This is a genomic window from Devosia chinhatensis, from assembly GCF_000969445.1.
In the GTDB taxonomy this organism is placed as follows: domain Bacteria; phylum Pseudomonadota; class Alphaproteobacteria; order Rhizobiales; family Devosiaceae; genus Devosia; species Devosia chinhatensis.
Genome location: NZ_JZEY01000054.1, coordinates 1,950,642 through 1,977,203 on the forward strand (window position 1 = coordinate 1,950,642; position 26,562 = coordinate 1,977,203).

At 61.0% G+C, this 26,562-nt stretch carries 23 protein-coding genes and 1 other RNA gene; 6 read left to right on the forward strand and 18 right to left on the reverse strand.

Translation table 11 applies throughout. From position 1 onward, the window contains the following. Window positions 1-6 precede the first annotated feature (6 nt). Complete coding sequence (locus VE26_RS09440; RefSeq protein ID WP_046104699.1) at window positions 7-1,038, forward strand: sensor histidine kinase; 1,032 nt, start codon at window positions 7-9, stop codon at window positions 1,036-1,038. Window positions 1,039-1,130: 92 nt separating this feature from the next. Here VE26_RS09440 and VE26_RS09445 read toward each other — a convergent pair whose 3' ends face one another. The 7 genes from VE26_RS09445 to VE26_RS09470 form a co-directional block, all read right to left on the reverse strand. Further along, the gene (locus VE26_RS09445; RefSeq protein ID WP_046104700.1) at window positions 1,131-2,414 is read right to left on the reverse strand and encodes a saccharopine dehydrogenase family protein; all 1,284 of its coding nucleotides are present in this window, start codon (window positions 2,412-2,414) and stop codon (window positions 1,131-1,133) included. Window positions 2,415-2,459: 45 nt separating this feature from the next. After that, window positions 2,460-3,560 (reverse strand): carboxynorspermidine decarboxylase, encoded by a 1,101-nt coding sequence (locus VE26_RS09450; protein WP_046104701.1) that lies wholly within the window; start codon window positions 3,558-3,560, stop codon window positions 2,460-2,462. A gap of 84 nt (window positions 3,561-3,644) precedes the next feature. After that, an RNA gene (gene rnpB / locus VE26_RS17150) (RNase P RNA component class A) lies at window positions 3,645-4,027 on the reverse strand. A gap of 49 nt (window positions 4,028-4,076) precedes the next feature. Beyond that, window positions 4,077-4,814, reverse strand: a complete 738-nt coding sequence (locus VE26_RS09455; protein ID WP_244465650.1) for a J domain-containing protein — start codon at window positions 4,812-4,814, stop codon at window positions 4,077-4,079. 93 nt (window positions 4,815-4,907) lie between these two features. Then, window positions 4,908-5,732, reverse strand: a complete 825-nt coding sequence (locus VE26_RS09460; RefSeq protein ID WP_046104703.1) for a hypothetical protein — start codon at window positions 5,730-5,732, stop codon at window positions 4,908-4,910. Window positions 5,733-5,857: 125 nt separating this feature from the next. Further along, a complete protein-coding gene (metF, locus tag VE26_RS09465) occupies window positions 5,858-6,751 on the reverse strand; it encodes a methylenetetrahydrofolate reductase [NAD(P)H] (protein WP_046104704.1) in 894 nt (297 codons plus the stop codon). A gap of 3 nt (window positions 6,752-6,754) precedes the next feature. Then, window positions 6,755-7,714, reverse strand: a complete 960-nt coding sequence (locus VE26_RS09470; protein WP_046104705.1) for an ArsR/SmtB family transcription factor — start codon at window positions 7,712-7,714, stop codon at window positions 6,755-6,757. A gap of 287 nt (window positions 7,715-8,001) precedes the next feature. On the opposite strand from VE26_RS09470, the gene VE26_RS09475 reads away from it, so the two are divergent. Next, window positions 8,002-9,270: a mechanosensitive ion channel family protein gene (locus VE26_RS09475; protein ID WP_046104706.1), complete on the forward strand. Its 1,269-nt coding sequence runs from the start codon at window positions 8,002-8,004 to the stop codon at window positions 9,268-9,270. Here VE26_RS09475 and VE26_RS17130 read toward each other — a convergent pair. After that, the gene (locus VE26_RS17130; protein WP_052715787.1) at window positions 9,267-10,403 is read right to left on the reverse strand and encodes a DUF2336 domain-containing protein; all 1,137 of its coding nucleotides are present in this window, start codon (window positions 10,401-10,403) and stop codon (window positions 9,267-9,269) included. The genes VE26_RS09475 and VE26_RS17130 overlap by 4 nt on opposite strands. A 169-nt stretch (window positions 10,404-10,572) precedes the next feature. After that, the gene (katG, locus tag VE26_RS09485) at window positions 10,573-12,753 is read right to left on the reverse strand and encodes a catalase/peroxidase HPI (RefSeq protein ID WP_046104707.1); all 2,181 of its coding nucleotides are present in this window, start codon (window positions 12,751-12,753) and stop codon (window positions 10,573-10,575) included. 92 nt (window positions 12,754-12,845) lie between these two features. Between katG and VE26_RS17440 the strand changes: the two genes are divergently transcribed. Further along, window positions 12,846-13,826: a hydrogen peroxide-inducible genes activator gene (locus tag VE26_RS17440; RefSeq protein ID WP_152658781.1), complete on the forward strand. Its 981-nt coding sequence runs from the start codon at window positions 12,846-12,848 to the stop codon at window positions 13,824-13,826. Here VE26_RS17440 and rarD read toward each other — a convergent pair. Continuing rightward, window positions 13,734-14,678, reverse strand: coding sequence for an EamA family transporter RarD (gene rarD, locus VE26_RS09495; RefSeq protein ID WP_084620185.1), 945 nt, complete (start codon window positions 14,676-14,678; stop codon window positions 13,734-13,736). The two genes, VE26_RS17440 and rarD, sit on opposite strands and share 93 nt — an antisense overlap. A 185-nt stretch (window positions 14,679-14,863) precedes the next feature. On the opposite strand from rarD, the gene VE26_RS09500 reads away from it, so the two are divergent. After that, on the forward strand, window positions 14,864-15,298 hold the full coding sequence (locus VE26_RS09500; protein WP_046104710.1) for a host attachment protein: 435 nt from the start codon (window positions 14,864-14,866) through the stop codon (window positions 15,296-15,298). A gap of 56 nt (window positions 15,299-15,354) precedes the next feature. On the opposite strand, the gene VE26_RS09505 is transcribed toward VE26_RS09500, so the two are convergent. The 8 genes from VE26_RS09505 to ettA all read right to left on the reverse strand — a co-directional run bounded on the left by VE26_RS09505 (window position 15,355) and on the right by ettA (window position 23,585). Beyond that, window positions 15,355-16,224: an alpha/beta fold hydrolase gene (locus tag VE26_RS09505; RefSeq protein ID WP_052715789.1), complete on the reverse strand. Its 870-nt coding sequence runs from the start codon at window positions 16,222-16,224 to the stop codon at window positions 15,355-15,357. Continuing rightward, a complete protein-coding gene (locus VE26_RS09510) occupies window positions 16,221-16,559 on the reverse strand; it encodes a hypothetical protein (protein WP_046104711.1) in 339 nt (112 codons plus the stop codon). Before VE26_RS09510 ends, VE26_RS09505 begins: the two co-directional genes overlap by 4 nt. A gap of 136 nt (window positions 16,560-16,695) precedes the next feature. Continuing rightward, entirely contained in the window at window positions 16,696-17,061 is a 366-nt protein-coding gene (locus tag VE26_RS09515; RefSeq protein WP_046104712.1) for a response regulator, read from the reverse strand. Continuing rightward, window positions 17,054-18,496 carry a sensor histidine kinase gene (locus VE26_RS09520; RefSeq protein ID WP_046104713.1) on the reverse strand — a complete coding sequence of 481 codons (1,443 nt, stop codon included), beginning with the start codon at window positions 18,494-18,496 and terminating at the stop codon, window positions 17,054-17,056. The genes VE26_RS09515 and VE26_RS09520 overlap by 8 nt, the downstream gene beginning before the upstream one ends. 82 nt (window positions 18,497-18,578) lie before the next feature. Next, on the reverse strand, window positions 18,579-19,157 hold the full coding sequence (locus VE26_RS09525) for a DUF6969 family protein (RefSeq protein WP_046104714.1): 579 nt from the start codon (window positions 19,155-19,157) through the stop codon (window positions 18,579-18,581). 409 nt (window positions 19,158-19,566) lie between these two features. After that, the gene (locus VE26_RS09530) at window positions 19,567-20,778 is read right to left on the reverse strand and encodes a YeeE/YedE family protein (RefSeq protein WP_046104715.1); all 1,212 of its coding nucleotides are present in this window, start codon (window positions 20,776-20,778) and stop codon (window positions 19,567-19,569) included. Between the two features lie 90 nt (window positions 20,779-20,868). Further along, window positions 20,869-21,774, reverse strand: a complete 906-nt coding sequence (locus tag VE26_RS09535) for a sulfurtransferase (RefSeq protein WP_046104716.1) — start codon at window positions 21,772-21,774, stop codon at window positions 20,869-20,871. Window positions 21,775-21,929: 155 nt separating this feature from the next. After that, a complete protein-coding gene (gene ettA / locus VE26_RS09540) occupies window positions 21,930-23,585 on the reverse strand; it encodes an energy-dependent translational throttle protein EttA (RefSeq protein ID WP_046104717.1) in 1,656 nt (551 codons plus the stop codon). 212 nt (window positions 23,586-23,797) lie between these two features. On the opposite strand from ettA, the gene VE26_RS09545 reads away from it, so the two are divergent. After that, the gene (locus tag VE26_RS09545; protein WP_052715790.1) at window positions 23,798-25,153 is read left to right on the forward strand and encodes a M16 family metallopeptidase; all 1,356 of its coding nucleotides are present in this window, start codon (window positions 23,798-23,800) and stop codon (window positions 25,151-25,153) included. Continuing rightward, window positions 25,150-26,499, forward strand: coding sequence for a M16 family metallopeptidase (locus VE26_RS09550; protein ID WP_046104718.1), 1,350 nt, complete (start codon window positions 25,150-25,152; stop codon window positions 26,497-26,499). The genes VE26_RS09545 and VE26_RS09550 overlap by 4 nt, the downstream gene beginning before the upstream one ends. Window positions 26,500-26,562 lie beyond the last annotated feature (63 nt).

The window sequence follows — 26,562 nt, forward strand, 5'->3', positions numbered from 1 at the left end:
AACATTATGCCAAACCGCACGCCGCATGTTCTTTACATCGATGACGATCCGGGTCTCACGCGCCTGGTCGAGAAAGCCATGCAGCGTCGCGGTTACGTCTTCAGCCAGGCTGACGACGCCGACTCGGGTCTCGACATCATCGGCAAGGGTGGCATCGATGTCGTGGCACTGGACCATTACCTGTCCACCGGGACGGGCCTTGACCTGTTGCAGAAGCTCGAGGGCATGCCCGACCGTCCCGCTGTAGTCTATGTGACCGGCTCTGCGGAAATGGCGATTGCCGTTGCTGCGCTTAAAGCCGGGGCCAATGATTTCGTACCAAAGTCTGGCACCGAGGAGTTCATGGAACTGCTCTTGGCCGCTATCGACCAGGCCATTGCCAATGTGCGGCTTGCCCGCGCCAAGGCGACTGCTGAACGCGAGATGCAGGACGCTCGCGAACGCGCCGAAATGCTGCTGGGGGAGGTCAACCACCGCGTCGCCAACTCCTTGGCAATGGTTGCGGCCTTGGTCGGACTGCAGGCAAATGCCGTGGAAGATCTCGAAGCCAAGCGCGCACTGAGCGAAACGCAGGCGCGCATCCAGGCAATTGCAGGGGTCCACCGCCACCTCTACACGTCCGACGACACCCGCTGGGTACAGATCGGCGACTACCTCAATAGCCTGATCGGTGAACTCGAAAACACGATGCAGGCCGAAAACCGCACGCCCAGCATCCGAGTGCATGTGGACGGCTTCCTCATGGGCACCGAGAAGGTGGCTTCGCTTGGCGTCATTGTCACCGAGCTGGTTACCAATGCGCTGAAATACGCCTATGCGGACCGTGATCCCGGTGAAGTCCGGGTGCATATGGCGCGCGAGGGCGACAAGGTGCGCCTGGTAGTGGAAGACGACGGCATCGGCTGGAAGGGCGTCGGCAAGCCTCAGGGCACCGGTCTGGGCTCGCGAATCGTGCGCGCGATGGCGCATAGCCTGGAAGCCGAAATCGCCTATGCCGACGGCCCCGGCACCAAGGTATTGGTCACCTTCGCCGCGTGATCAAAGCACCTCCCGCAAGGGCAGGTCGTTTCTGCCATAAAAATGTGGCCCAATGAAAACACGGCCGGGACAAGCCCGGCCGTGTTGGATGCTTATGCGCCGGTACGGGCGATTTTTCTGCGTTCCCCGCAGAACTCGGCCGCGTTGAACGCGCGATCGCCTTTCGCATCGCGTATCCGGGTGGGCAGGCCCATGTTTCCAAGCAGATCGATGAACGGCACTGGCGGCAATTCCTCGACATTGGCCATGTGATGGCAATCCCAGTCGCCCCGGGCGATCAGCATTGCCGCTGCGATGGCTGGCACGCCGGCGGTGTAGGAAATCGCCTGGCTGTTGGTCTCGGAATAGGCGGCCTCGTGGTCTGAGATATTGTAGACCAGCAATTCGGCTTCGACCCCGTCGCGAACTCCCTTCACCAGGTCGCCGATGAAAGTCTTTCCGGTATAGTCGGGAGCCAGGGACATCGGGTCGGGCAGCACGGCTTTGACCACCTTGAGCGGCACGACTTCAAGCCCTTCGGCCGTAACCACCGGCTTTTCCGACAGCAGACCCAGATTGTTCAACACCGTGAACACATTGATATAGTGCTCGCCGAAGCCCATCCAGAACCGGATATCCGGGACGTCCAGATTGGCAGACAGCGAATGCACTTCGTCATGACCGGTCAGATAGGTTGTCTGGGCGCCGACGACAGGCAATTCGTCCGTTCGCTTGATCTCGAACATCTTGTTGGCGCGCCACTGGCTTTCCTGCCAGCTCCACACCGTTCCGGTGAATTCCCGGAAGTTGATCTCCGGATCGAAATTCGTCGCGAAATAACGGCCGTGGCTGCCGGCATTGACGTCGATGATGTCGATACTGTCGACACGATCGAAATAGGCCTGTGCCGCCAGCGCCGCATAGGCGTTGACAACGCCCGGATCAAACCCGGCGCCGAGCACGGCTGTAACGCCCTTGCGCTCGCATGCCTCGCGATGCTTCCATTCGTAATTGCCATACCAGGGCGGGGTCTCGCAGACCTTTTTGGGGTCTTCGTGAATGGCCGTGTCGATATAGGCAACACCCATGTCGATACAGGCGCGCAGGATGCTCATGTTGAGGAATGCCGAGCCGGCATTGAGAACGATCTGGCACTTGGTCTGCCGGATCAAGGCCTTGGTCGCTTCGATATCCATCGCGTCGAGCTGGTGGGCTGCGAGGATACCCGGGCGACGGAGCGCCTTTTTCTCCAAAATCGAGCCTATGATGGCTTCGCATTTGGATAGGGTGCGGGAGGCAATGTGAATGTCTCCGAGCACATCGTTGTGCATTGCCGCCTTAAACGCAGCGACTTGCGCGACACCTCCGGCGCCGATGATCAGCAGGTTCTTTTTCAATTGGCACGAAACACCTTTTTCTCGGTGGACGGGATCAGCCTGTCCTCAGGACAGGCTGGCGACGTAGTCGGCATAATCGAATTCCTTGACGAGTTCGATCGTGCCGTTTTTTCTGCGAATGGCTATAGCGGGCATTGCCACGCCATTGAACCAGTTTTTCTTCACCATCGTGTATCCACCGGCGTTGAGCAGCGTAACGCGGCTGCCGATCTCTAGCTTTTCGGGAAAATCGAACTCCCCGAACACGTCGCCGGCAAGGCATGACTTGCCGGCGATGACATAACGGTGCTGCCCGGCATTTGGTGCCACGCTTGCCGTCTCACGATAGACGAGCAGATCCAGCATATGGGCTTCGACAGCGCTATCGACAATGGCGATAGCCTTTCCGTTCTCGACAATATCGAGCACCGAGAGCTCCAGCGTGGTCGTCTGCGTGACGACGGCATCGCCCGGCTCCAGATAGACCTGGAGATCATATTTCGCCGCAAAAGCTTTGAGGCGTTGGGCCAGCGCCTCGAGCGCGTAGTTCTCCCCCGTGAAGTGAATACCCCCGCCGAAGCTGATCCAGTCGATCCTCTCAAAAAGGTGGCCCAGCTTGCTTTCGAATGTGTCGAGTAGCGCAGCGAAGGACGCGAAGGAATCGTTCTCGCAATTGCAATGGATCATGAAGCCCGAAATCCGGTCCATTACCGCTTCGACCTTACCGATATCGCTCTCGCCCAATCGGCTGAACGGCCGAGCGGGATCGGCCAGGTCGAAATGCGAATGGCTGACGCCGGGATTGACCCTCAGTCCCACTGGAATATGGCTGGCCTTGCTGCCGAACCGATCAAGCTGGCTGATCGAATTGAAGATGATCTTGTCCGCATGGGCAATGGCGTCATCGATCTCGCCATCCGACCAGGCCACGGAATAGGCATGGGTTTCGCCGGGGAATTTCTCGCGGCCCAGCTTTACTTCATTGAGTGAAGACGACGTCGAGCCATCCATATGGGGGGCGATCTGGGGGAAGGTCGCCCAGGTCGCAAAGGCTTTGAGCGCCATGACGCACTTGGCGCCGGAAAGAGCCCGCAACCGGTCGATCCGGGCAAGATTGCGGTCGAGAGCCTGCTCGTCGACGAGATAATAGGGGGTAGCCAGGGGCATCGCGCCAAACTCCAACCAGCGTGTGCCCGCCGGTGGTTCGGCGGAGGAAAGCGCATCGTTTAGCGACGATGGACGGCAGGAGTCAACGCCAGTTGACCTATAAGCCGGGTTCTGTAGGGCCGTGTTTCCACGACGTGGTGACCATTCATCTGCGGCGGCCGTTGCCGGCGCGCTCGTGCAACCAACCCGGACGACATGGCCTCGAAACAGGCTGGGTTTCCCCGCGTCATCCCTATTTGGTCTTGCTCCCGGTGGGGTTTACCGTGCGGCTCCTGTCGCCAGGCGCCCGGTGCGCTCTTACCGCACCCTTTCATCCTTACTCCGGTCAGGCCGGAGCGGTTTGCTTTCTGTGGCACTTTCCCTGGGGTCGCCCCCGGCGGCTGTTAGCCGTCACCGTGTTTCGATGGAGCCCGGACTTTCCTCCGGCATGAGGTTACCCCCATGCCAGCGGCCACCCGGTCAACTGGCCGCGCCTATGTGCGGGAGGCCAATGCCGGCGTCAAGTGCGGCAGCGTGCTATGCTGTCAGAAGCTTGGGCGTCTTGGGCTTGGTAATAGCCTGATAGGCCAGATTGATCGCCGACATGCGCGCCGTCGCCATGTCGATCAGGTCCTCGGGCACGCCCTTGGCGATCAACCTGTCCGGATGGTGCTCGGCGACCAGCAGACGATAGACGCGGCGAACTTCTTCCGGTGGCGCATCATGAGACAGGCCGAGCACCATGTATGGGTCAACACCCGCACCAAGCATCACATGCTGGGACGCAATCTGCTCGAAACGCGCCTCATCAAACCCGAAGATGGCGCTGACATCGCGCAGATAGTCCAGTTCGGCCTCGTGCACGAGGCCATCTGCCGTGGCAATGAAGAACAAGCCATCGAGCACGTGTTCGAGCGTTTCGGGGGTGTCGGCAAAAAACCGAGCTACCTTGCGGGCATAGGCGTCGTAGCCCGCAACATCCTGCTTGGCGAGGTTGAAGAGCCGCTCGACCTGCGGTTCGCTGCCCTTGGCAATGTCTACAGTAGCATTGAATGCGCGCACTTCTGACGCGGTCACCGCGCCATCGGCCACGGCCATTTTGGCCGATAGGGCAATCAGGGCGAGCGTGAAGGCAGCGTCGCGCCCACCGGGCAACCAGGTATCGGGATCGAGGATGTCGGCGATTTTTCCGGCGAGCCCGGTGCGGCCCGAGAACGAGCCGAGAAAATGCGCGAACTTGTGCCACACATCCCGGTTTTCTTCAGCCTTGCGCACGCAGCACAGCATTTTTGGACCTTCTCGTATTCGCGCGCAGACTATCTGCTGGCGATCCTCAGGTCCATGCCCGGCCCGCATGTGAGCCCTGCCCTATTGGCCGAACGGGTAATAGTAATCGTCATAGGCGCGGGGATAGGACTGACCGCTCGTGCCTTGTGGGCCTTGATCGAGCCAGAACCCCTCCGGTGTGTATTGGTTGGATTGGCCTCCGCCGCGCTGGCCACTGCGATTGGCCAGAAAGTCCGATAAGGGTCCGGTCTCCCAATCCTCTAGATCCTGGGCGGTGATGACCGGATCGGGCGTATCGATGATGAGCGGGGGCGCTGCGGGCTGGACCACAGGTTGTGGAGTGGCGCTTTGCACCGGTACCGGGCGGGGCCGTTCGGATACAGGGGTCGGAAACCCGGTAACGGCACGCGGCGCGGTGATGATCGGTCGTGTCGTCGTCTGTTCGACTTGTGAAGAGGGCTGGGCCGGCTGCGGCGAAATCGCGGCGCTCTGGGTGACTTCGGGCGCACTCGGACGGGCCGGAGGAGATTGCGGAGCGACTGTCGTCGGTGCCGGGGCATTCGCATTGGCCGTCGAAGGGCTCGCACCATTGCTTATATAGCTGGGCAACGCCCGGCCGCTTTCCAGATACGAATCCACGGCATCTCCGCTTGTCGCAATCGGTGCAGCCGTCGACTGCGGCGCAGCCTCAGGCACACTTTCAGCAGCGGGGGCAGACGGCTCAACGGCGGCAACCTGCTCGCTTTGCGGCTCGACCTCGCTCGTCGCTTCTTCCACCACTGCCACCTGCGGATCGGGCGTCGAAGAAAACTGGCGGGCGATCAGGTCCGCGGTCGGCACAGCCACGATGAGTGCGGCCCCTGCCCAGGCCAGACCATTGGTTACGCGACGGCGATCAAACTGCATTGGCATCATTCCGGAACGGCGTGGCCCTCAAGGCGGCGAACATGCCCCTCTTCATGGCCAGATTATGGAAGGGTGGCCGCGCCAATGTGAAGAGCCCTGCCTGAACGGACGATGAACGCCCCGTCTCAGGGCCGCCGCCCGAGCAATCGGGCCAGTGCGAGCACCAGATTGGAGCGGTTGAGCGTGTAAAAATGGAACTCGGTGACACCCTCGTCCAACAATTCCGTGACCTGCTCCGCCGCGACGGCGGCCGCCACCAGGGCGTGCGTATCGGGATCGTCTTCCAGTCCTTCAAAGCGCTCCGCCAGCCAAGCCGGGATCGAGGCGCCGCAGCGCGCTGCAAAACCCGAAATCTGCTTGAAGGAATGAATTGGCTGGATGCCCGGTACGATGGGCGCCGTCACCCCGGCCTTTCGGGCTCGCTCCAGATAGCGCAGGAAGTCGCCATTGCTGAAGAACATCTGCGTGATGGCACGATTGGCACCCGCATCGAGCTTGCGTTTGAGATTGTCGATATCGGCATCCCAAGTGACGCTTTGCGGATGCTTTTCCGGATAGGCCGCAACAGAAATGTCGAAATCGCCAATACGCCGAATGCCGCCCACGAGATCGGCGGCATTCTGGTAGCCGTCCGGGTGCGGTGTGAAGGGTTGGCCAACCCCCTCCGGCGGATCGCCGCGAAGGGCCACTATGCTGCTAACGCCAGCCTGCTGATAACCGCGGACGACCTCGTCGACTTCCTCACGCGTTGCGCCTACGCAGGTCAGATGGGCCGCAGCCGCGACACCCGTATCCGTCTTGATGCGACTGACCATGCGCAGCGTCCGTTCCCGCGTCGAGCCGCCGGCCCCATAGGTGACCGACACGAACCGCGGATGCAGCGGTGCAAGCTTGTGAATGCTTTCCCAGAACCGCTCCTCCATGGCGTCGGTCTTTGGCGGGAAAAACTCGAAGGAAAGCTGCAGGTCCGGACGTTCGTCTGCGGTCTGGCGGCTGGGGCGAAGTGTGTCGTCGATCATCAATTAGTCCGTCCTGCTGCGGTCCTGAAGGCGCCAGAGACAGACTGTCAGCCCCTGATCCTTGGAATCACCTGGAAATTCTCGCATCGCGAGCACGTCGAGTCCTGCAATCGAGGCCCAGCCGTTCATCTGCTCGCGCGACAGGCCCAGTCGGCGATGGGCGTGGTCGGCGCGCAGGAACTCAAGCTGATGGGGAGCGAAATCGACAATGAGGATTTCCCCGCCAGGCTTGAGCAGGCGCCGGGCTTGCGCCAGCATGCGGCCCGGGTCGTCGAAATAATGCAGCACCTGATGGATGACGATCACATCGGCAGGACCAATTGCGGGATCAAGTGCGGCGATGTCGCCCAGCCGTACCTGGGCATTGGTCAGGCCCGCGGCAGCGAGGCGCGACCGGGCGACGGCGAGCATTTCACGGCTCGAGTCGACACCCACGCCACGCCGATAGGCCGGCGCCAAAACCTCCAGCATGCGACCGGTGCCGGTACCGAGATCGACCAGAAGATCCACGCTTCGGCCAGCCATCTCTGCCAGCACTGCCCCTTCCACCGCCGCTTCCGGGACATGCAGCGTCCGGAGCAGGTCCCAGCTTTCCGCAACCTGGGCGAAATAATCTGCAGCTAGGGCTTGCTGCGTCGCCCGCAACTGCGCCTGCCGCTCTTGGTCGCGGCGGCGCTCGGCATCGGTCGAGTCCACCCGTGCGGTCAGCCAACGGGCAAGCTCTGCCCCCTGCCCTTCGGGCGCCAACCGATAATAGGCCCAGGCTCCCTCTGCGTGACGCTGGACCAAGCCGGCATCGGCCAGCAACTTGAGGTGCCGCGAAACCCTCGGCTGGCTCTGATCGAGGATTTCGGTGAGATCCTTGACCGAGTGATCGCCGTCGGCCAGAAGCGCGAGCAAGCGAAGGCGGGTACTTTCGCCCGCCGCCTTCAACACCCCAACAAGATCACTCAAACCGCTCATGGACACCTCAGATATAAAGACATCTTTATATCTACTTCGGCGTCCGGGTCCAGCCCGTTCTGCAATCTCAATTCAAAGGCGCGCTGATTGGCCCTGATGCCCACAAGACACGCTGCAAATATCGAAATATTGCCCTCGGTTTGAGCTCAAGACAAAATCATGCTATCGAGCCGCTCAGTAAAAAAGCGTCTTGCAACGAAACCATCCCCCTTAACGCTGGAAAAATTGTGAGCGGCATCCACAAGATGCTCTGCCTCTCCAGCTATTGATTGGGCGCAAGGAGAGACATGCCGTTCGAAATCTTCGACACCTATCCCATTCTTGGCACAGTGGTCGCGCTCTTGGCGCTGGCGGGCGCAGCCCTCTTTGCCAATTTCGTCATCAAGGTGATCCTGCTCAGGCTGGTGAACAGGCTTCTCTCCTACACGCCTTATGGCCGTGACGAGGAATTGCGCAAACATGGCGTGATCGAACGGCTGGCCAATGTCATGCCGGCCCTCGTGGTTTCGACCGGTATCGCCTTCGTTCCCAACCTGCCTGACTTCCTCGTCGTGGTGGTGCGAAATGTCGCCAATGCCACCATTATCCTCACCGTCGCCATGGCCATCAGCGCCATGTTCAACATCGCCGACGTCATCTACCACAGGCGGCCAATCGCGCGCCTCCGTCCGATCAAAGGCTACATTCAGGTATTCAAGATCATTGTTTACGTGGTCGCCGCGCTCTTGATGATCGCGACCTTGATTGATCAGTCGCCGCTGATCCTGCTCTCGGGCCTCGGCGCCATGGCCGCCGTCCTGATACTGGTTTTCCAGGATACTCTGCTCTCCCTGGTTGCGGGCATCCAGATTTCCTCCACGGATATGGTTCGCGTCGGAGACTGGATCGAAATGCCTGACCAGAAGGCAGACGGCGATGTAATCGCGATCGAATTGCATACGGTCAAGGTGCAGAATTTCGACAAGACGATCACGACGATCCCGATCCGCAAGCTGGTCACCGAGCCCTACAAGAACTGGCGCGGCATGCAGGAGGCAGGCGGACGCCGCATCAAGCGATCGCTTCACATCGACCAGAGCAGCATCCGGTTCTTGGCGCAGGACGAGCTGGACCGCCTCGAATCCATCGGCGTGCTCGAGCCTTATTTGCAGAAGAAGCGTGAGGAAATGTCGGACTGGAACAGCAAGCTGGGCGACAGGGCCCGGAATGCTGCCAATACTCGCCGCTCGACCAATATCGGCACGTTCCGCGCCTATGCCGAAGCGTATCTGCGCAGTCATCCCCACATCCATCAGGGCATGACCATCATGGTGCGGCAGCTCGCCCCCGGCCCTGAAGGCTTGCCCATGGAACTCTATGCGTTCACGGACACCATTGCTTGGGCGAGCTATGAGGGCATCCAGGCAGACATTTTCGACCACCTTTACGCCGTCCTCGGCGAGTTCGATCTGCGCGTCTTCCAGAGCCCGGCGGGCCACGACATGCAACGCCTGGGCAGTGCAGGCGTCAGCGCACCAGCGGGATGGGAACGTCAGGAGACCCCAGTGCGTGCTTAGGCGCTCTGCCGGTCCTCGGTCATTGCCCGCTTGCGAAACGAATGGGCCCGCCACAACTCGAAGATGTGCCGCGCGTCCTCGCCATCCAGAGCCTCGAAGCGCGACAGGACCATGCGCTTGTCGCCCTCGCTGGGCAGGTCACGCCATGGCAGCGTGGACACGATCGCCTCGAACAATTGCGGTGTCACCTTGGCAGCGCGAAGAGCGACGGTCACCGCGACATAGTCCTGGCTTGCCAGCCACTTGACCACCACCTCTGGCGAGACGCTGAGCATCACCCCCATGGCCGCCGCTGCATGATGGCCGTAGCCGAAGCGGGCAAAGCGCGCCAGAGCACGGTCGTTGAGCTGCTTGCGGTCTGCCAGGCCGCGAACCTGGTTATAGGCGACCTTCCATTCCTGTGCGTTGAAGCCTGCCCGGTTGCGGATACGGTTGTAGACAACCGAATTGACCTTGCCGGCCGCCACCGGATCCAGCCGGCGCTCCACTTCACCAAAAGCTTCCAGGACCTTGCCGGCGACTTCATCGATTTCGCCGCGCAGGGATTTCCAGTCGATATCGGTGCGGCCGCGCAAGTCGGCGGCAATTTCGGCATCTTTGCTCGCCCGCTCCACCAGTTTTTCGACGGTGGACCGGTCCAGTTCTGCTTGAGAATTGCGCACGAGGCGCACCACGCTTGCGGTATCCCCAAACTCTGCGATGGCTCCACCGACCCGTTCATTGAGGCCCGGGCGACCGGCAATGGCAATGCGGTGATCTTCGGACTGCTTGGCGATGATATCGATGAGATCGTCGTCGCTGAGGACGCTGGAAAATTCAAGCAGGGGCCGGGCGACCTCGATATCGTCGTTCGCCAGCTTTAGCACCACCGTCCCCGGAGCCCGGTCGAGCGGCGCGAGCAGCTTGGCGACGTGAACCCGCGCCTCGACCTCGACCAGCTCCGCCAGCTGGCACAGCACCTCGTCATATTGGGCCACCTGATCGTCATCGCACCGATCGGAAACGAAACTAAACAGCCGCGCCATGTTCCGGAACAATTGTTCGCGTTCCGAATGGTTATCCTCGCCGTTCAAGACACGAAAATTGGCAAAGGCCCGGTGGCTCTCGTCCAGTTCGGTGGTGACATCGGTCATGGATCGTCTCTCCCGGCTTCTGCCGTATGTTCACGACCACCTTGACCGCGAAGGTCTTGCGGGACCTGAAGGCAGCATTGGGGATTTGACTCAAATTGTACCGACCCTTGCCCAGACGTGAAACGGCCCCGGAACCAGGTTCCGGGGCCGGTCTGTCAAATGGCTTGGATCAGCGCAGATCGAACCGGTCTGCGTTCATCACCTTGGTCCACGCGGCAATGAAATGGCGCGTGAACTTTTCTGGCGAGTCGGCCTGCGCGTAGACTTCGGCGAAGGCCCGCAACTGCGAATGCGAGCCGAAGATCAGATCGACGCGCGTGCCGGTCCACTTGAGCTCCCCGCTTGCGCGGTCCCGCCCCTCATAGACCCCATCCTCGCCAGCACGCGGCTGCCAGGCGATGTCCATTGTCAAAAGGTTGGTGAAGAAGTCGTTGCTCAGCGTGCCGGGCCGCTCGGTCAACACACCATGGCGGGTGACCCCGATGTCCAGGACGCGCAGGCCACCAAGCAGCACGGTCATTTCCGGTCCGGTCAGGCCCAGAAGCTGGGCGCGGTCCACCATAGCCTCTTCGGGCTGCATGAACTGGCGGCCACTGAGGTAATTGCGGAACGCGTCGGCCCGCGGCTGCAGGGCCGCAAACGACTCGACGTCGGTCTGCTCGGCCGATGCGTCCATGCGGCCGGGCGCAAAGGGAACCGTTACCGTATCACCCGCGGCCTGCGCCGCCATTTCGATGCCGACACCGCCGGCGAGTACGATCAGATCGGCCAGGGAGACCTTCTTTCCGTTTCCTGACGAGGCATTGAACTCGCCCTGAATGGTTTCCAGCGCCGTAATGACCTTGGCCAACTGCTGAGGCTTGTTGACCTCCCAGTCCTTTTGCGGCGCAAGGCGAATGCGAGCGCCATTGGCCCCGCCACGCTTGTCGGACTTGCGGAACGTGACCGCAGATGCCCATGCGGTGCCCACCAGTTCAGAGACGGACAAGCCACTGTTGCGCACCCGATCCTTGAGGTTGGCAATATCGCCCTCATCCACCAGCGGGTGATCAACTGCGGGAATGACGTCCTGCCAGATCAGATCCTCTGCCGGAACCTCGGGGCCGAGATAGCGGACCTTCGGACCCATGTCCCGGTGCGTCAGCTTGAACCAGGCCCGTGCAAACGCATCGGCGAACTGGTCGGGGTTCTCGAGGAAGCGGCGCGAAATTTTCTCGTAGATCGGATCGAAGCGCAACGACAAGTCGGTCGTGAGCATGGTCGGCAGACGCTTCTTGTTCGGATCGAACGGATCGGGAATGTCGGCCGGGGCATTCTTGGCCTGCCATTGCTTGGCACCGGCCGGGCTCTCGGTCAGCTCCCATTCGAACTTGAACAGGTTCTCAAAGAAGAAGTTGCTCCAGCGGACCGGCGTCTGGGTCCAGATTACCTCAAGACCCGACGTGATCGAATCGGTGCCCGAGCCGCTGTTGAACGAGCTCTTCCAGCCAAGACCCTGGTCTTCGAGATCGGCGCCTTCTGGGTCAGCCGCGATCAGGGAGGGGTCGCCCGCACCATGGGTTTTGCCAAACGTATGACCGCCGGCGATCAGCGCCACGGTTTCCTCATCGTTCATCGCCATCCGACGGAAGGTTTCGCGAATGTCGCGGGCAGCGGCGACCGGATCGGGATTGCCGTTCGGCCCCTCGGGGTTCACGTAGATCAAACCCATCTGCACGGCGGCCAGCGGCTCTTCCAGCTGGCGCTCGCCGCTATAGCGGCTATCCCCCAACCAGGTGCCCTCAGGCCCCCAATACAGCTCTTCGGGCTCCCAGACGTCGGCACGCCCGCCGGCAAAGCCGAAGGTCTTGAAGCCCATGGATTCCAGCGCGACGTTGCCGGTGAGGATCATCAGATCGGCCCAGGAAATCCGGTTGCCGTATTTCTGCTTGATCGGCCAGAGCAGGCGACGTGCCTTATCCAGGTTTGCGTTATCAGGCCAGGAATTGAGCGGAGCAAAACGCTGCTGGCCCATGCCGGCGCCGCCGCGTCCATCGGTGATGCGGTAGGTGCCGGCGCTGTGCCAGGCCATGCGGATGAAAAGACCGCCATAATGACCGAAATCTGCCGGCCACCAGTCCTTGGAATCGGTCATGAGCGCGTGCAGGTCGGCTTTTACGGCCGCGAGGTCGAGTTTCTTGAACTCCTCGGCATAGTCGAAATCCGGCCCCATGGGATCGGAAAGGGTGGAATTGGTGTGCAGGACAGCAATGTCCAGCGCTTCGGGCCACCAGCTCTTGTTGCTTGGCTTGCCGGGCTTGCCATGACCCATCGGGCACTCGCCCGCGGGTTTCGGGTTAGGATCTGTCATGGGGGCCTCCGTAAATGAATAGGGCCTTATAAGAGCGTGACATCGATTAGACCAATCGATAAAACTTCCAAGCAGAATAGGAAGAAATTATCGTGGGCATCACGCTACGACAAATGCGCTACGTCCTTGCGGTGGCACGCTTCAGTCATTTCGGTCGGGCGGCCGAAGCTTGCGCCGTTTCCCAGCCAGCCCTGTCGCAGCAGATTCTGGCGCTGGAGGCGCTGTGCGGCACGCCGGTTTTCGACCGTCTCAAGAGCGGAGCCCGCCTTACGCCATTCGGCCGCGAATTCGTCGACCTTGCTCGAGAGGCGGTTCGCAGTGCTGAGGCGCTTGACACTTTCGCGCTCGCGCAAGCTGGTCGGCCGGGCCGTCCCCTGCGGTTCGGACTTATCCCCACCGTTGCGCCCTACCTTTTGCCGGAAATATTTCCGGTGCTGACCAGGGATGTGCCGGAGCTCAGCTTCACGATCAGCGAAAGTCGTACTGATGCTCTGATTTCCGGCCTGCATGACGGCAGCCTTGACGTTGCGCTGATCGCCACCGAGCCTCCCGCAGGAGGCCCGCGTCTGGCCACCCGCGCCCTGTTCGATGACCCCTTCGTGCTGGCCACGCCATCGAACGAAAAGCCGGCAGAACCTGTTTCCCTGGCCGCCCTGCGACCGGAACGAATCCTGCTGCTGGACGAAGGTCATTGTTTCCGGGACCAGGCCATATCTGCCTGCCGGCTGGAAGGCGCGTCGAGCTCGCGGACTTTCGCTGCGACCTCGCTTTCGACCATTGTCGAGTTTGTTGCCAACGGCCAAGGCGTTACCCTTTTGCCTCAGATCGCTCTTCGCAAGGAAGGCAACGACCCCCGTATTGCCCTGCACCAGCTGGACGATCCCGCAGCCGGGCGGCAATTGCGTCTCGCCTGGCGCGAGGGCACGCCGTTTGCCGCAAGTTTCGAGCGCATTGTCAAAGTCATTCGCGCCAGCCGCGGCCTAGACGAGGCGCGCGCGATGCCGACGGAAGCTGTCGTAGGAAAAGACCATGAGCGAAACCCAGATCAGGGCGAAGCTGAACAGCCGCGTTGAATTGAGGTGCTCGCCGAAAAGAAGAATGGCGACGAGAAACTGGATTGACGGCGCGAGGTATTGAAACATCCCGATTGTTGTCAGCCGCAGACGCCTCACCCCATAGGCAAAGCAAAGCAATGGCACAGCTGTCGCCGGGCCCGTGAGCATCAGCACGAAAAGCAGGCCTGGATCGCTATGGACGCCCAGGCCGTTGGCGCTGAGATCATAGATCACATAGCCCAAGGCCAGGGGCGCGGCCACCAGTGTCTCAGCGAAAAGGCCCGTCGCTGGTCCCGCCTGCACGGTTTTGCGAATGAAGCCATAAAAGCCGAACGTCAGGGCGAGGCCTAAGGCAACAAAAGGGATATTTCCCAGTCCGGCTGCCTGAACCAGGATGGCAATCGTTGCGATCCCGATCGCCAGACTTTGCAGGCGGTTCTGCCGCTCGCCCAGCAAGATCATGCCGATCGCCACATTGACGAGCGGATTGATGAAATAGCCGAAGCTGATCTCGAGCAATTGCCCGGTTTCCACCGCCCACACGAAAAGCAGCCAATTGCCGATCAGGAGCAATGAGGAGAGCGCGACAACGCGCATGCGACGCCAGTCTGCAAGCAGATCGACGACGTCGCGAAAGCCCCGCATCGCAAAAAGTACGAAAGCCAGAAAAACCAGTGACCAGATGCTGCGCTCCGCGACGATCAGCACCGACCCGGCTTGGTCCAGCAATCGGAACAGGATCGGCAGGAAGCCCCAGAGCATATAGGCCGTGAGCGCAGCGATCGTGCCCCGACGCACCTCATCTGCGCCGACATTTTTCGGGGCGGTACCGGCCCTTGCATTCAACGGTTCAGGTCTGGGCTCGGTCATGATGGGCTCCGCGTCGCAAAGACGCCTCGCCCCTCTACCAGCCCATCCCGACCGTCACCAATCAGAGTTTGTGATCGTACCGGTACGCTTTGATGATCGATCACGCCAACCTTTCGTCTCAGTCACACGTTTGCCTGTGGGTGGCGAACATTCGCCCACCGTCGACCGAACTTGAGGAGCAGCAAATGAAGAAGACCGTGACCTGGGTACTGATTGCGGACGGAACACAAGCGCGAGTACTCCAGCACAATGGCCCCGGCAAAGGGCTTAGCGCCGTCGAAGGGCTCGGGTGGTCCATACCGCCGCTGCAATCCCAGGACATCGACACCGATCGCTCAGGTCGCGGTCCGACAGGCGGCGCCATGGAAGCCCGCACCGACCCGGCACAGCACCGCGAGGCTGAATTTGTGCGGAATGTCGCTGGCGCTCTCGACAGTCAGGCCAAATCGGGAGCTTTCGACCGCCTCGTCATAGCAGCAGCGCCAATTGCACTGGGCAATCTGCGCAAGGTGCTGTCCGATCATGTCAAGAAAACCATCGTCGCGGAGCTGGACAAGGATCTGACCAATCTGCCAACCCAGCAATTGGACAAGCATCTGGATGGCATCATTGCAGTCTAGGCAGCCCGATGTGGGCAGCGCAGCTTCGGCTGCGCTGCCCACAATGAGGGGGGAGCCTAGTCTTCCGGATCGTCGTCTTCCGGATCGTCGTCGTCATCGTCGAATGCGTCGAGAAACTGCAGCAACAACGAATTGACCAGCGCGGGATGCTCGATGCTGGGGATATGTGCCACGCCTTCCAGCAGGGCCGCAAAGGCATTGGGCATGGTTTCTGACAGGGTCTCATGCCTATCAATGATAGCAGAGAAATCCTCGCTCCCCACCATAAGCAAGGTGGGGGCACTTACCGCCTCGAGGCGAGACCAGGCATCGGCGCGCTCTTCTTCCAGCGTCAGCGGGGACTTGGCCAGCGCCTTGCCATTCATGTCGAGGAATAGTGCGCGCACCTCGCCCCCGACCCTTCCGCTGGCGCTGCGCGGGCCATCAAGCCATTCGTGAGCCTGCACCTTGTTCAGCAAGTCGAGATCGCCGCGCTCCCAGGCGTCATCCTCGGCCATTTCAATGGCACTTTCCTCGTTGGTCGCACTCCACGGCGCCCCGGTCACGGATGTACCGATGAGTACCAGGCCGAGCACCCGCCCCGGATATTGCAGCGCAAAATCGATTGCTACGCCCCCGCCGAGCGAACAGCCGACAAACACGGCCGCGTGAATGTCGCGCTGGTCCAGAACCGCTTTGAGATCGTCGACGTGATCGAACACTTCGTCAGCGCTCTCGGTGTCGCCGTATCCGCGCCGGTCATAGGCGATTGCGTGCCAACCGTCTTCGGCAACGGCCTGCATCTGGCTCAGCCACATGCGCTTGTCGCAAACCCCGGCATGCAGAAAGACGACGGGCAGACCTTCGCCGTGCTCGACACCCGAGATATCGGCCTGGCCTACAGTGAGGGAAAAGAGCGTGCTGAGGTCCGAAGGCGCGTCGTTCACTGCAGCAACGCCGCGCAGAATGTCATCTCGCCGTCCTCTTGCATCCAGCACCCGGCTCTGTCCTGTGCAGGCACGAACGCCCCAAGCTCAGAAGGGTATTGCCCGGGGCTGGGCTCGCCGGAACCGATATAGGCCAAGCCTTCACCGTTCGACACATGCGCGAAGACGAAGAGGCGTCCATCTGGCAGGGAGAAGGTTATGCCGCCCCCATCGACGCTGACATCACAGCTGAATTCACCGATGCCGCTGAGCGAGCATTGCCCCGGCGCGGCGCTGGCCGGAGCGGCGAGGGCAAGGCCGACCAGCAGCACCGCCCCCGTCACGAACATCTTCATGCATTCCCCCAAGAACGCGAACTCATCTGGTCCCACCGCTGATGCAGATCTTATCGCACAAGCCGGAACCAACCCAATGGCTTTTCGCATGGGGTCGTGACTTGGTAAAGCCTTGCAATCCGCAGGTATATCGTTGCTAAAGCCCGCTTAGCGCTTGCAGGGCCACTTCGACATCGCGCTGGCTATAAGGTTTGACGATAACAGGGCGCTCCTGCCATTCCGGCGGAAGACCTTCCCGGCCATATCCCGTGGCAAACAGGATGGGCACGCCGCGTGCCGCCAGGATCGTCGCGGCGGGAAACACCTTCTGGCCACCGATATTGACATCGAGAATGGCCGCATCGGGTTGTTCGACGCTCGCGGCCAACGCTTCCGCTTGCGGTAAGGACATGGCCTGGCCGACGAGCGTCCAGCCGAGATCGCTCAGAATGTCTTGAAGATTGAACAGGACCAAGGTCTCGTCTTCGACGACAAAGATCCGCTTGATAGGCGCGTCAGACAATTTCCTGCACCCTCGCGCAGTAAGCAGATGGCGGAATGACCATTCTCGCGGAGAGGCCTTTTTCCGCGTAATTCATTTCGAGCTGTCCAGTGAGCTCCCCTGTAATCACCGTACGAAGCAAGCGCGACCCGAAGCCGGTGCGGGAGGGCGCATGTGCGGGTGGGCCCCCACTCTCTTGCCATTCGATGATCAGGTTATCCGCGTCATCCTCTGCCCAGTTTACGGACAGCCGACCTTCCGGTGCCGATAAGGCACCGTGCTTTGCAGCATTGGTGGCTAGCTCATGCAAGACGAGAGCAAGAGCAACCGTAGCCTTCGCGTTGATCTGCAGGACAGGCCCACCGAATTGCACCAGCGCACTATCGTAGGCGCTGAGTTCCTGACAGACCAGATGCCCGATTTCGGTATCGTGCCATTGCCGCTCGCTGAGCATGTTATGCGCCTTGGACAGCGCGATGATCCGCGCTTCAAAGGCTTGCTTGGCGCTGGCGATATCGTTCGTGTTGCGCAAGGTCTGGCTGGCGATGGACTGCACCGTCGCCAGGGTATTCTTCACGCGATGGTTGAGTTCATCGATTAGCAGGCGTTGCCGACGTGCTGCCCGAACCGTTTCCGTCCGATCCGTACCCTGCACGAAGATGCCGGAAATCCTGCCCTCCGAATCCCGAATGGGATGATAGGAAAAATCGAGGAATGTCTCCTCCGGATCCTTGGACGGCTCACGCTGCAGCATGAGCATCTGCTCCTCAGCCTGATGCGTGTAGCCCTCGCGGAAAACTTTATCCAGCAGAGCAACAAAGCCCTGCCCTTCAACTTCCGGCAATGCAGCGGCCACAGGAAGTCCGATCAATTGCCGGCCGCCGACCAGTCGCACATAGGAGTCGGAGGCAAAGGTGAAAACGTGTCGGGAACCGGACAGCACGGCAAAAAAGCCTGGAGCTTGCTGAAAGAGCCGACGAAAATCTGCGCTGGCGGCGTCTGCTTCCCGTGTACGTTCAATAAGCCGTGTTGCTGCGGAAAGCGAATGAAAGGGTAATGTTGCCGCCTCGCGGATCCGCGCGAATTCTGTCACATCGACCGTGTTCTGCATGATGAAGGCAACGGAGCCGTCATCCCCGAAGAGCGGCACATGCACCGCTGTCCAATATCGATGCTCGATCGTCCCGTCTTCCATGGCGATCGGATAGGGGAGATAGGCAAGAGTGTCTGCCTCTCCGGTCGCAAGCACGCGATCAAAAGACTGCTTCAGACGTTTGCCACTCTCGTCATCATTGGGAAACATGTCGAACAGATACTCCCCGATCAGCGACGATCGGGCACGGTTCAAGGTATCAAGATAAGCCTGATTGAGCGCAACGTAGCGCAGGTCGCGGTCAATGATCATGAACGGGCTAGGCAGCGCTTCAAATACCGCTGCATAGTCTACCGCATTCATGTTCGAATTGCTCCTCGCGACATCCCGTCGCTACCGCCGAACCTGACAAATGGATGGCAGTCGAAATGGTTCCGACGAAAATTTAATTTTCGATTACGAGTTCCGACGTGACCTCGATCGAGTGATCAGCAAGGGCGCAGTCAAGACTTTCACCCTGTCCTGTCAGCACGACATCACGTTGTTCAATCAACGACCTTATTTCGTCTTCATATGCGACAATGATCGAAGTTAGCCAGCGATTGACGAGGTAGGAAGGCTTAGGCATCTGCACGTCGAATTTCTCTAAAAGCGCTGCAAGTTCCTTCGCACCCACCCAGTCATCGCCGACCACCCACTGGTTCACGGTGAAAAGCCTCAGCAATCTGCCTTGAGCATCGACGCCAATGGCGACGAGATGATGGATGGGACCATCGGCTCCTTCCGGTCGCACGAAGCAATGAAAGTGGCCGTGCTCACGGCTGTCATCCTCTGCAGGGTGGCAATGATAAAACCATTGCGACTTGCTGACCGGATCGAACACATCGCCCGGCGGATAATGATCCCAGGCGGCTATGGCGTCGACGCCTGCAAAGGTTTCGGACAACACGTTGAGGCCGCCTTTGGCGAGGATCGCCTCGCAAAAGGTCATTTCGGCCAGCGCCTGGTCGCGCGTCGACGTCATCAGGGCGCGACCACCAAATCCGGCGCTTCTTCCGTCGCAGGCTTGGCAAGCGGCGCGGGCGGAGGAGCCTGTAGCGTCGGCGCCGCAGGTTCGGTCGGACGCTGCGCTGGTGGCGGTGGAGGCGCCATCAGCTGGTTTTCGGATGAAGGACGCTGTGCTGGTGGCGGTGGGGGCGCCGCCTTAGTAGCGGCCCCGGCCGCACAAGGAGCCACCGGCGCACCGGCCGCGCACGGCGATGAAACCGCACCAGCGGCGCAGGGGGCGGCTGCACACGGCGCCGTGCCCGAACTTGTTGCGCTGGCCGTGCCATAAACCGGACGCGGAGGGACAGGCTTGCTGAGATGGTCAGCAGCGATGGCAGCGGTGGACACCGCCAGGGCGGCACCAAAAAGTAGCGTATTGCGGCCGCTCATTTTTTGAATCCATCAAGACCAAACACGGGACGAAGCCAGACGCCACCGATCGAACCGACAAAGGCCGCGGCGAACCATAGCCAGCCATGCAGGCTTCCCGTGGCGATGCCGGAGAACAGGGCGCCGATATTGCAGCCAAACGAGAGGCGCGCGCCGTATCCCATCAACAGCCCGCCACAGATTGCGGCGAGTAGGGAGCCAAGGGGCAACTTTGCTTTGGGCGCAAATTTACCGGCAATGGCGGCGGCAAGCGCAGCGCCCAGCACCAGGCCGAAATCCATGACCGAGACGCTGTCAGCCAGCACGCTGGCATTAAGCGCCTGCGCCTGCGCCGGCCAGGTCCAGAACTCCCAGGAGCCGACATCGATACCTACCGCCTGCGCGATTTTGGCGCCCCATAGCCCGAAGCCGTAGGTGATCGACCATGGATGGCCCGCCAGAAGCAGCGTGGCGATGTTGAGCAACGCCAGAACCAGTCCCGCGCCGACCAATGGCCAGGGTCCGCGGAAAACCCAGTTCCACCCTTGCCGTGCCGGCGCCGGCTCGGCCTCGATGTCACCATGGGCCTTTTTCTCGATCAGCGCGGTGATCAAGGCGACGAGAGCCAGTCCCGCAATCGTCACGGCAAGGGCGAAGCCTACGCCGAGTTCGGCACCGATGCTGATTGCCGGCAGCGCCGGCTGCTCCAGCCAGAACGGCAGATGGGCAGTCCCGATGACAGCACCGATAATGAAGAACGCGAGCGTCACCAGCATGCGTGCCGATCCACCACCCACGGTGAACAACGTGCCCGAGCCGCAGCCGCCACCGAGCTGCATGCCGAGCCCAAAGATCGCGGCGCCGAGCAGCACCGACACGCCCACCGGTGCCATCGCCCCGACCATGGGCTGGCCACCGATATTGCCTGCAGCCACGAGCGGGATCATTGCCAGGGCCGCAACGCCGATGGTCAGCATCTGCGCCCGCATGCCGCGTCCACGCTTCTCGACCACCATGCGCTTCCAGCCGCCGGTAAACCCAAACGAACCATGGTAGAGCGCCACGCCCAGTCCGCCGCCGATCAGGAACAAGGCGCCCTGCCGGAGGTCCACCTGCCAGGTGATGAAAAAGAAGCCGAAGACAAGAAAGGCCGCGGCCACCAATAGCGGCGCCCGATCCGCTGTAGCGGGTGGCAGGAATTTCGGCGCGGAAGCGGAAATATCGCTCATGATTCTGAAATGCCCCATTCAAAATGGTTTTGGATGCTGCGGCCCTCGGGTGCAACATCCAAAACTCACGTCATTGGCTGGAAGTGGCCTTTACTGGATCGGACGGGCCGGGTCAGCTGCCCATTCTGCCATCGATCCGTCATACATGGCCGTGTTCTTGTTGCCGCCAACCTCGCTCAGTGCAAACCAGGCGATAGAGGCCCAATGGCCGGTATTGCAGAAGACGATATTCTTTTCGTCCTGCTCGAGGCCGACCGCCTGCGTCAGCGTCGCCACCGTTTCGGGAAGTGCGAAGCTGGCATAGTCGGCGCTGTAGAACTTGGAATGGGGAATGTTCTGCGCACCGGGAATGGTCCCCTCGATCCGCACGACCGGGCTCTTGGACTGCCCCAGGAACTGCTCTTCGGGACGACCGTCGATCAGCGGCGTGCCTGCGGCAAGCGCCGCTTCGACGTCAGCTGTCGTAGCCCGGAATTCAGGGCGAACGTTGATCGGGAACTCCACTGCTGTCGGAACGACCGCTTCGGCAACGCGCTCACCACCGGCAGCGTCATACTGGCGCCAGCCGCCATCGAGGATGGAGACGGCGTCGTGGCCGAGATATTTGAACGTCCAGTAGACGCGGGTCGCCCCGCCGAATTCGGAGGAATCCGTGCCCCAGGGCACGATCACCACATGATCGTCGCCATCGATACCGAGACCACCGATCAGGTCTGCGATCTCTTCGTCACCGGGAATCTGGCCTGGCACGCCCTGCACTTCGCTGCGCCAGCCATAGCTTGCATAAGGGGCAACGACGGCATCGGCGATATAGGGCAACTCGCCCAGATCGGTTTCCGCGATATTGTCGCGGATATCGATGATCTTGACGTTCTCGTCGCCGGCATGGGCCTTGAGCCACTCGGCAGTCACCAGCGGGGTGACGTCCTGGGCCTGGACGAGGACAGGCGCTGCAACAAGGAAGGCAGCGGCGGCGGCGAGCGATGCAAGACGCATTGCAGAAACTCCGAGGAACGATGGTGTCTGTTTCTACACTGGCCAGGTCGTCTATGGCCAAGGCGCCCGAACCAAAATGCGTTCGGATGTGAGAAAAATACCCTGCCATTCAGGCTGGTGAGAAAAAGGGCGACCTCTCGGCCGCCCTTCTGTCGCTACCGCGTCAGCGGCTTGTACGTAGCACGTCTTGGATTGACCGCATCCGCTCCCAGGCGACGGACCTTGTCGGCCTCGTAATCCTGGAAATTGCCTTCGAACCACTCGACATGGCTGTCGCCTTCGAAGGCCAGCATGTGCGTCGCCAGGCGATCGAGGAACATGCGATCGTGGCTGATGATCACGGCGCAACCGGCGAATTCCTCCAGCGCCTCTTCGAGCGCGGCAAGCGTTTCGGTGTCGAGATCATTGGTCGGTTCGTCAAGAAGCAGCACGTTGGCGCCGCTCTTGAGCATCTTGGCCAGGTGAACGCGATTGCGCTGACCACCAGAAAGATTGCCCACCTTCTGCTGCTGGTCCCCGCCCTTGAAGTTGAAGGCCGAGGTATAGGCGCGGCTGTTCATCTCGCGCTTGCCCAGCATGAGCACCTCGTCACCCTCGGAAATTTCCTCCCAGACAGTCTTGTTGGGGTTCAGCGCATCGCGGCTCTGGTCCACATAGCCGAGATGGACATTCTCCGCCACGGTGACGCTGCCGCTGTCGGGCTTTTCCTGGCCAGTCAGCATCTTGAAGAGCGTCGACTTGCCCGCGCCGTTCGGCCCGATGATCCCGACGATGCCGCCGGGCGGCAGCTTGAAGCTGAGATCGTCGATCAGCATGCGATCGCCGAAAGACTTGGAGAGCCCCTCGACAGTGATGACGTTCTGGCCGAGGCGCTCGCCGGGCGGAATGATGATCTGCGCGGTGTGCGACTGGGTGCGGGCTTCGTTGACCTTGACCAGTTCGTCATAGGCACGGATACGGGCCTTGGATTTGGCCTGGCGCGCCTGGGGCGACTGCCCCATCCATTCCTTTTCGCGTTCCAGCACCTTGGCGCGCGCCGCATCCTCGCTCTTTTCCTGCGCGAAGCGCTTGGCCTTGGCGTCGAGATAGGCCGAGTAGTTGCCCTCATAGGGGACGCCCCGACCGCGATCGAGTTCGAGAATCCAGCCGGTCACGTTGTCGAGGAAATAACGATCGTGGGTGATGATCAGCACTGCACCATCGAATTCGCGCAGATGGCGCTCGAGCCAGCCGGTGGTTTCCGCATCGAGATGGTTGGTCGGTTCGTCGAGCAGCAGCAGGTCGGGCTTGGACAGCAACAGCGCGCAAAGGGCCACGCGGCGCTTCTCGCCGCCCGATAGATTCTCGACCGAGGCGTCACCCGGCGGGCAGCCGAGGGCTTCCATCGCGACTTCAACCTGCGATTCGAGATCCCACAGGTTCTGGCTGTCGATGATGTCCTGCAGCTTGGTGGCTTCGTCCGCCGTCTCGTCGGAATAGTTCATCATCAACTCGTTGTAACGGTCGACGATGTCCTTCTTTTCCTTGACGCCCAGCATGACATTGCCCAGCACGTCGGAATTGGGGTCGAGCTGCGGCTCCTGTGCCAGATAGCCGATTTTGGCGCCGTCGGCAGCCCAGGCTTCACCGGTGAACTCGGTTTCGATGCCGGCCATGATCTTGAGCAGGGTCGACTTGCCCGAGCCGTTGGGGCCCAGGATGCCGATCTTGGCGTCGGGGTAAAAAGAGAGATGGATATTGTCCAAGACCTTTTTACCGCCGGCATAAGCCTTACTCATTCCGTGCATATGATAAATGAATTGGCGCGCCATGGCGTCGAGACCTCTTTGGAAGCGTTCGGAGATTGCGGCCTATGTAGGCCAAGAGGGCCAGAGGGGCAACGGGGCGATCCGGTTCCCCGGCGCTCCCGCACTCAAAAAAGGGGCGCGGACCGCACTTGCGAATGAACGATCGCCTTATGCTCGCCTTGTACGAACGATAGGCGCATTGCAACCGCCCCCTCGAAGACGGAGCCTGAACACATATGAATGCAAATGCCCTCGGGCTGTGCGCCGCCTTTTTGCTGACCCTGCCCGTCGCCGCTCAGGACACGACGCCGCAAGCCGATATCAGCCATTTCACGCTCGATAACGGACTGGAATTGGTCGTCATTCCCGATCGTCGCGCACCGATCGTCACCCACATGATCTGGTACAAGGTCGGCGGCGCGGACGATCCGGCCGGGCATTCGGGCATAGCGCATTTTCTCGAACACCTGATGTTCAAAGGCACCGAGCAATATCCCGCGGGCACTCTGGACCGGACGGTGAGCGAGCTGGGTGGCAATACCAACGCATTCACCAATGCCGACGTCACTGCCTACTTCCAGACCATTCCGCCCTCAGCGCTTGGCGATATGATGGCGATCGAGGCCGATCGTATGCGCAATCTTGAGCTCGACCCTGAAGTCGTCGCGGCCGAGCGGGACGTCGTGCTTGGCGAGCGACGCCAGCGCATCGATTCCAACCCGCAGGGGATTTTGGCCGAGGAAGTCAACGCCACCCTTTTCCAGAACCATCCCTATCGTGTTCCAGTGATCGGCTGGGAGTCAGAAATCCGGCAACTGAGCCGAGAGGATGCCCTTGGGTTCTATGATCGCTACTATGCGCCGAACAATGCCCTGGTCGTGGTTGCAGGTGACGTCGATCCAGCGGATGTCGAAGCGCTTGCCAACGACACTTACGGCCAAGTGCAGCCCGGTCCGGATTTGGTCGAGCGCCAACGCCTAGTGGAACCTCCGCACGATACGAGCCGCTCCGTGACCCTCAAGGATGCGCGCGTCACCCTTCCGAGCTTTTCGAGCAACTGGCTCGTGCCGAGCTACAGGACGGCCGAGGCCAGTGGCGAGGCCGAAGCATTGGACGTTCTGGCTGCCGTTCTCAGCGATGGCACCCGCAGCCGCCTTTATCAGAAATTGCAGGTCGAGACCGACATGGCGGCCCAAGCCGGCGCCTATTACGGCGGCAACAGCTATGACATGGGCACCTTCGTCCTCTACGGCACCCCGCGTCCAGGCGTCGAACTTGCCGATCTGGAAACAGAAATCTTTGCCCAGGTTGACGACATCATCACCAATGGACTGACCGACGGCGAGCTGGAGCGGGTCAAGCGCCGCTTCATCCGCAGCACCATTCTGGCCCGAGACAGCCAGGCGAGCATGGCGCAGGTCTATGGCAGCTGGCTCTCCAACGGACGCACGATTGAAGATGTCGCCGCCTGGCCCCAGCGCGTCGAGGCAGTGACCGCCGAGGATGTACAGGCGGTCGCTGAAAAATACCTCCGACCCGAAATTGCCGTCAGCGGCTATCTGTTGCCCCTCGCCCAGGAGGAAACCCCATGAGCGTTCGTTCTTTCGCCCGGCTCGCTGCCGGCATTCTTGCGCCTGCCTGGCTGCTGTTTTCCGCCCTGCCCGCTCAGGCTGAGGTCAACTTTCGCAGCATCACCTCGCCCCAGGGGTTAGAAGCCTGGTTCGTTGAGGATTATACCGTGCCGATTGTTACGCTGGCCTTTTCCTTCGAAGGCGGCAGCTCGCAGGACCCGCAGGACAAGCTGGGCCTCGCAGCCCTGATGACCACCCTTTTTGATGAGGGTGCGGGCGATCTCGACAGTGAAGCGTTTCAGATCCGTGCCGACGAGGTAGGGCTGGAAATGGGCTTTGGTGCCAGCCAGGACGATATTTCCGGCTTTGCCCGCATGCTTTCCGACGAGCGCGAAGGCGCGACCGAGTTGCTCGCCCTCGCCGTCCAGTCTCCACGCTTCGATCCTCCCGCGTTGGAGCGCATGCGCAGCCAGAGCATTGCCGGCCTCGTCTCGCGGTCTCGCGATCCCAATTATGCTGCCGGCCAGATGTGGAACCGGGCGCTCTTCGGCGACCATCCTTATGGGCGGCCCGTAGAGGGCACGCCGGACACCCTTGCAGCCATCGGGGCGGAGGACCTCCAATCCCTCCATCGTTCGGTTTTTACCCGAGCTTCGCTCAAGATCGGCATCGTGGGCGCTCTGGATGAAAAGACCGCGGGCGAAATGATCGACGCCGTTTTCGCTGCCCTCCCTGAAGCCGGCGACGTCCAGCCGGTGACGGATGCCACGCTGACTTTTGGGCAGGACCTGGCTGTGGACTATCCGCTACCCCAGACGCGGCTCAACCTGGCCTATCCCGGAGTGCCGGAGACAGATCCCGATTTCTTTGCGGCTTACGTGATGACCGAACTTTTGGCCGGCAGCAATTTGCTCTCGCGCCTCAATGTCGAAGTGCGCGAAAAGCGCGGCCTGACCTATGGGGTTTCCGGCGGGCTCGTGACTCTAAAGCATGCCGACGCCCTGACCATCGGCACCGCGACCAACCCCGAGAATGTCGATCAGGCTCTTGACGTAATCAAGTCGACAATTGCGGACATGGCAGAGAACGGACCCGATCCCAGCGAGCTGGAGCGCGTGAAGCATTACCTCATCGGCGCCTACGCCATAAACCAGCTGGGCTCGTCAGTGTCGATCGCCGGGGCAATGGTCGGCCAGCAGGTGCGCGGATTGCCGCTGGACTATGTGACAGAGCGCGAGAGCCTGATTTCCGCAGTCACTGCAGAGGATGTGCAGGCTGTCGCCAGCCGCCTTTTTGGCGAGGAACCAAGCCTCATGCTTGTGGGCCCAGGTGCACAGGCGGACGAGATCTCGTCCGCCCAGCCATGAGTGGATGACGCAGCACGACCATATGTGGTCTAGTGGCACGAAGCGAGGCCGGAACAGAGTTCG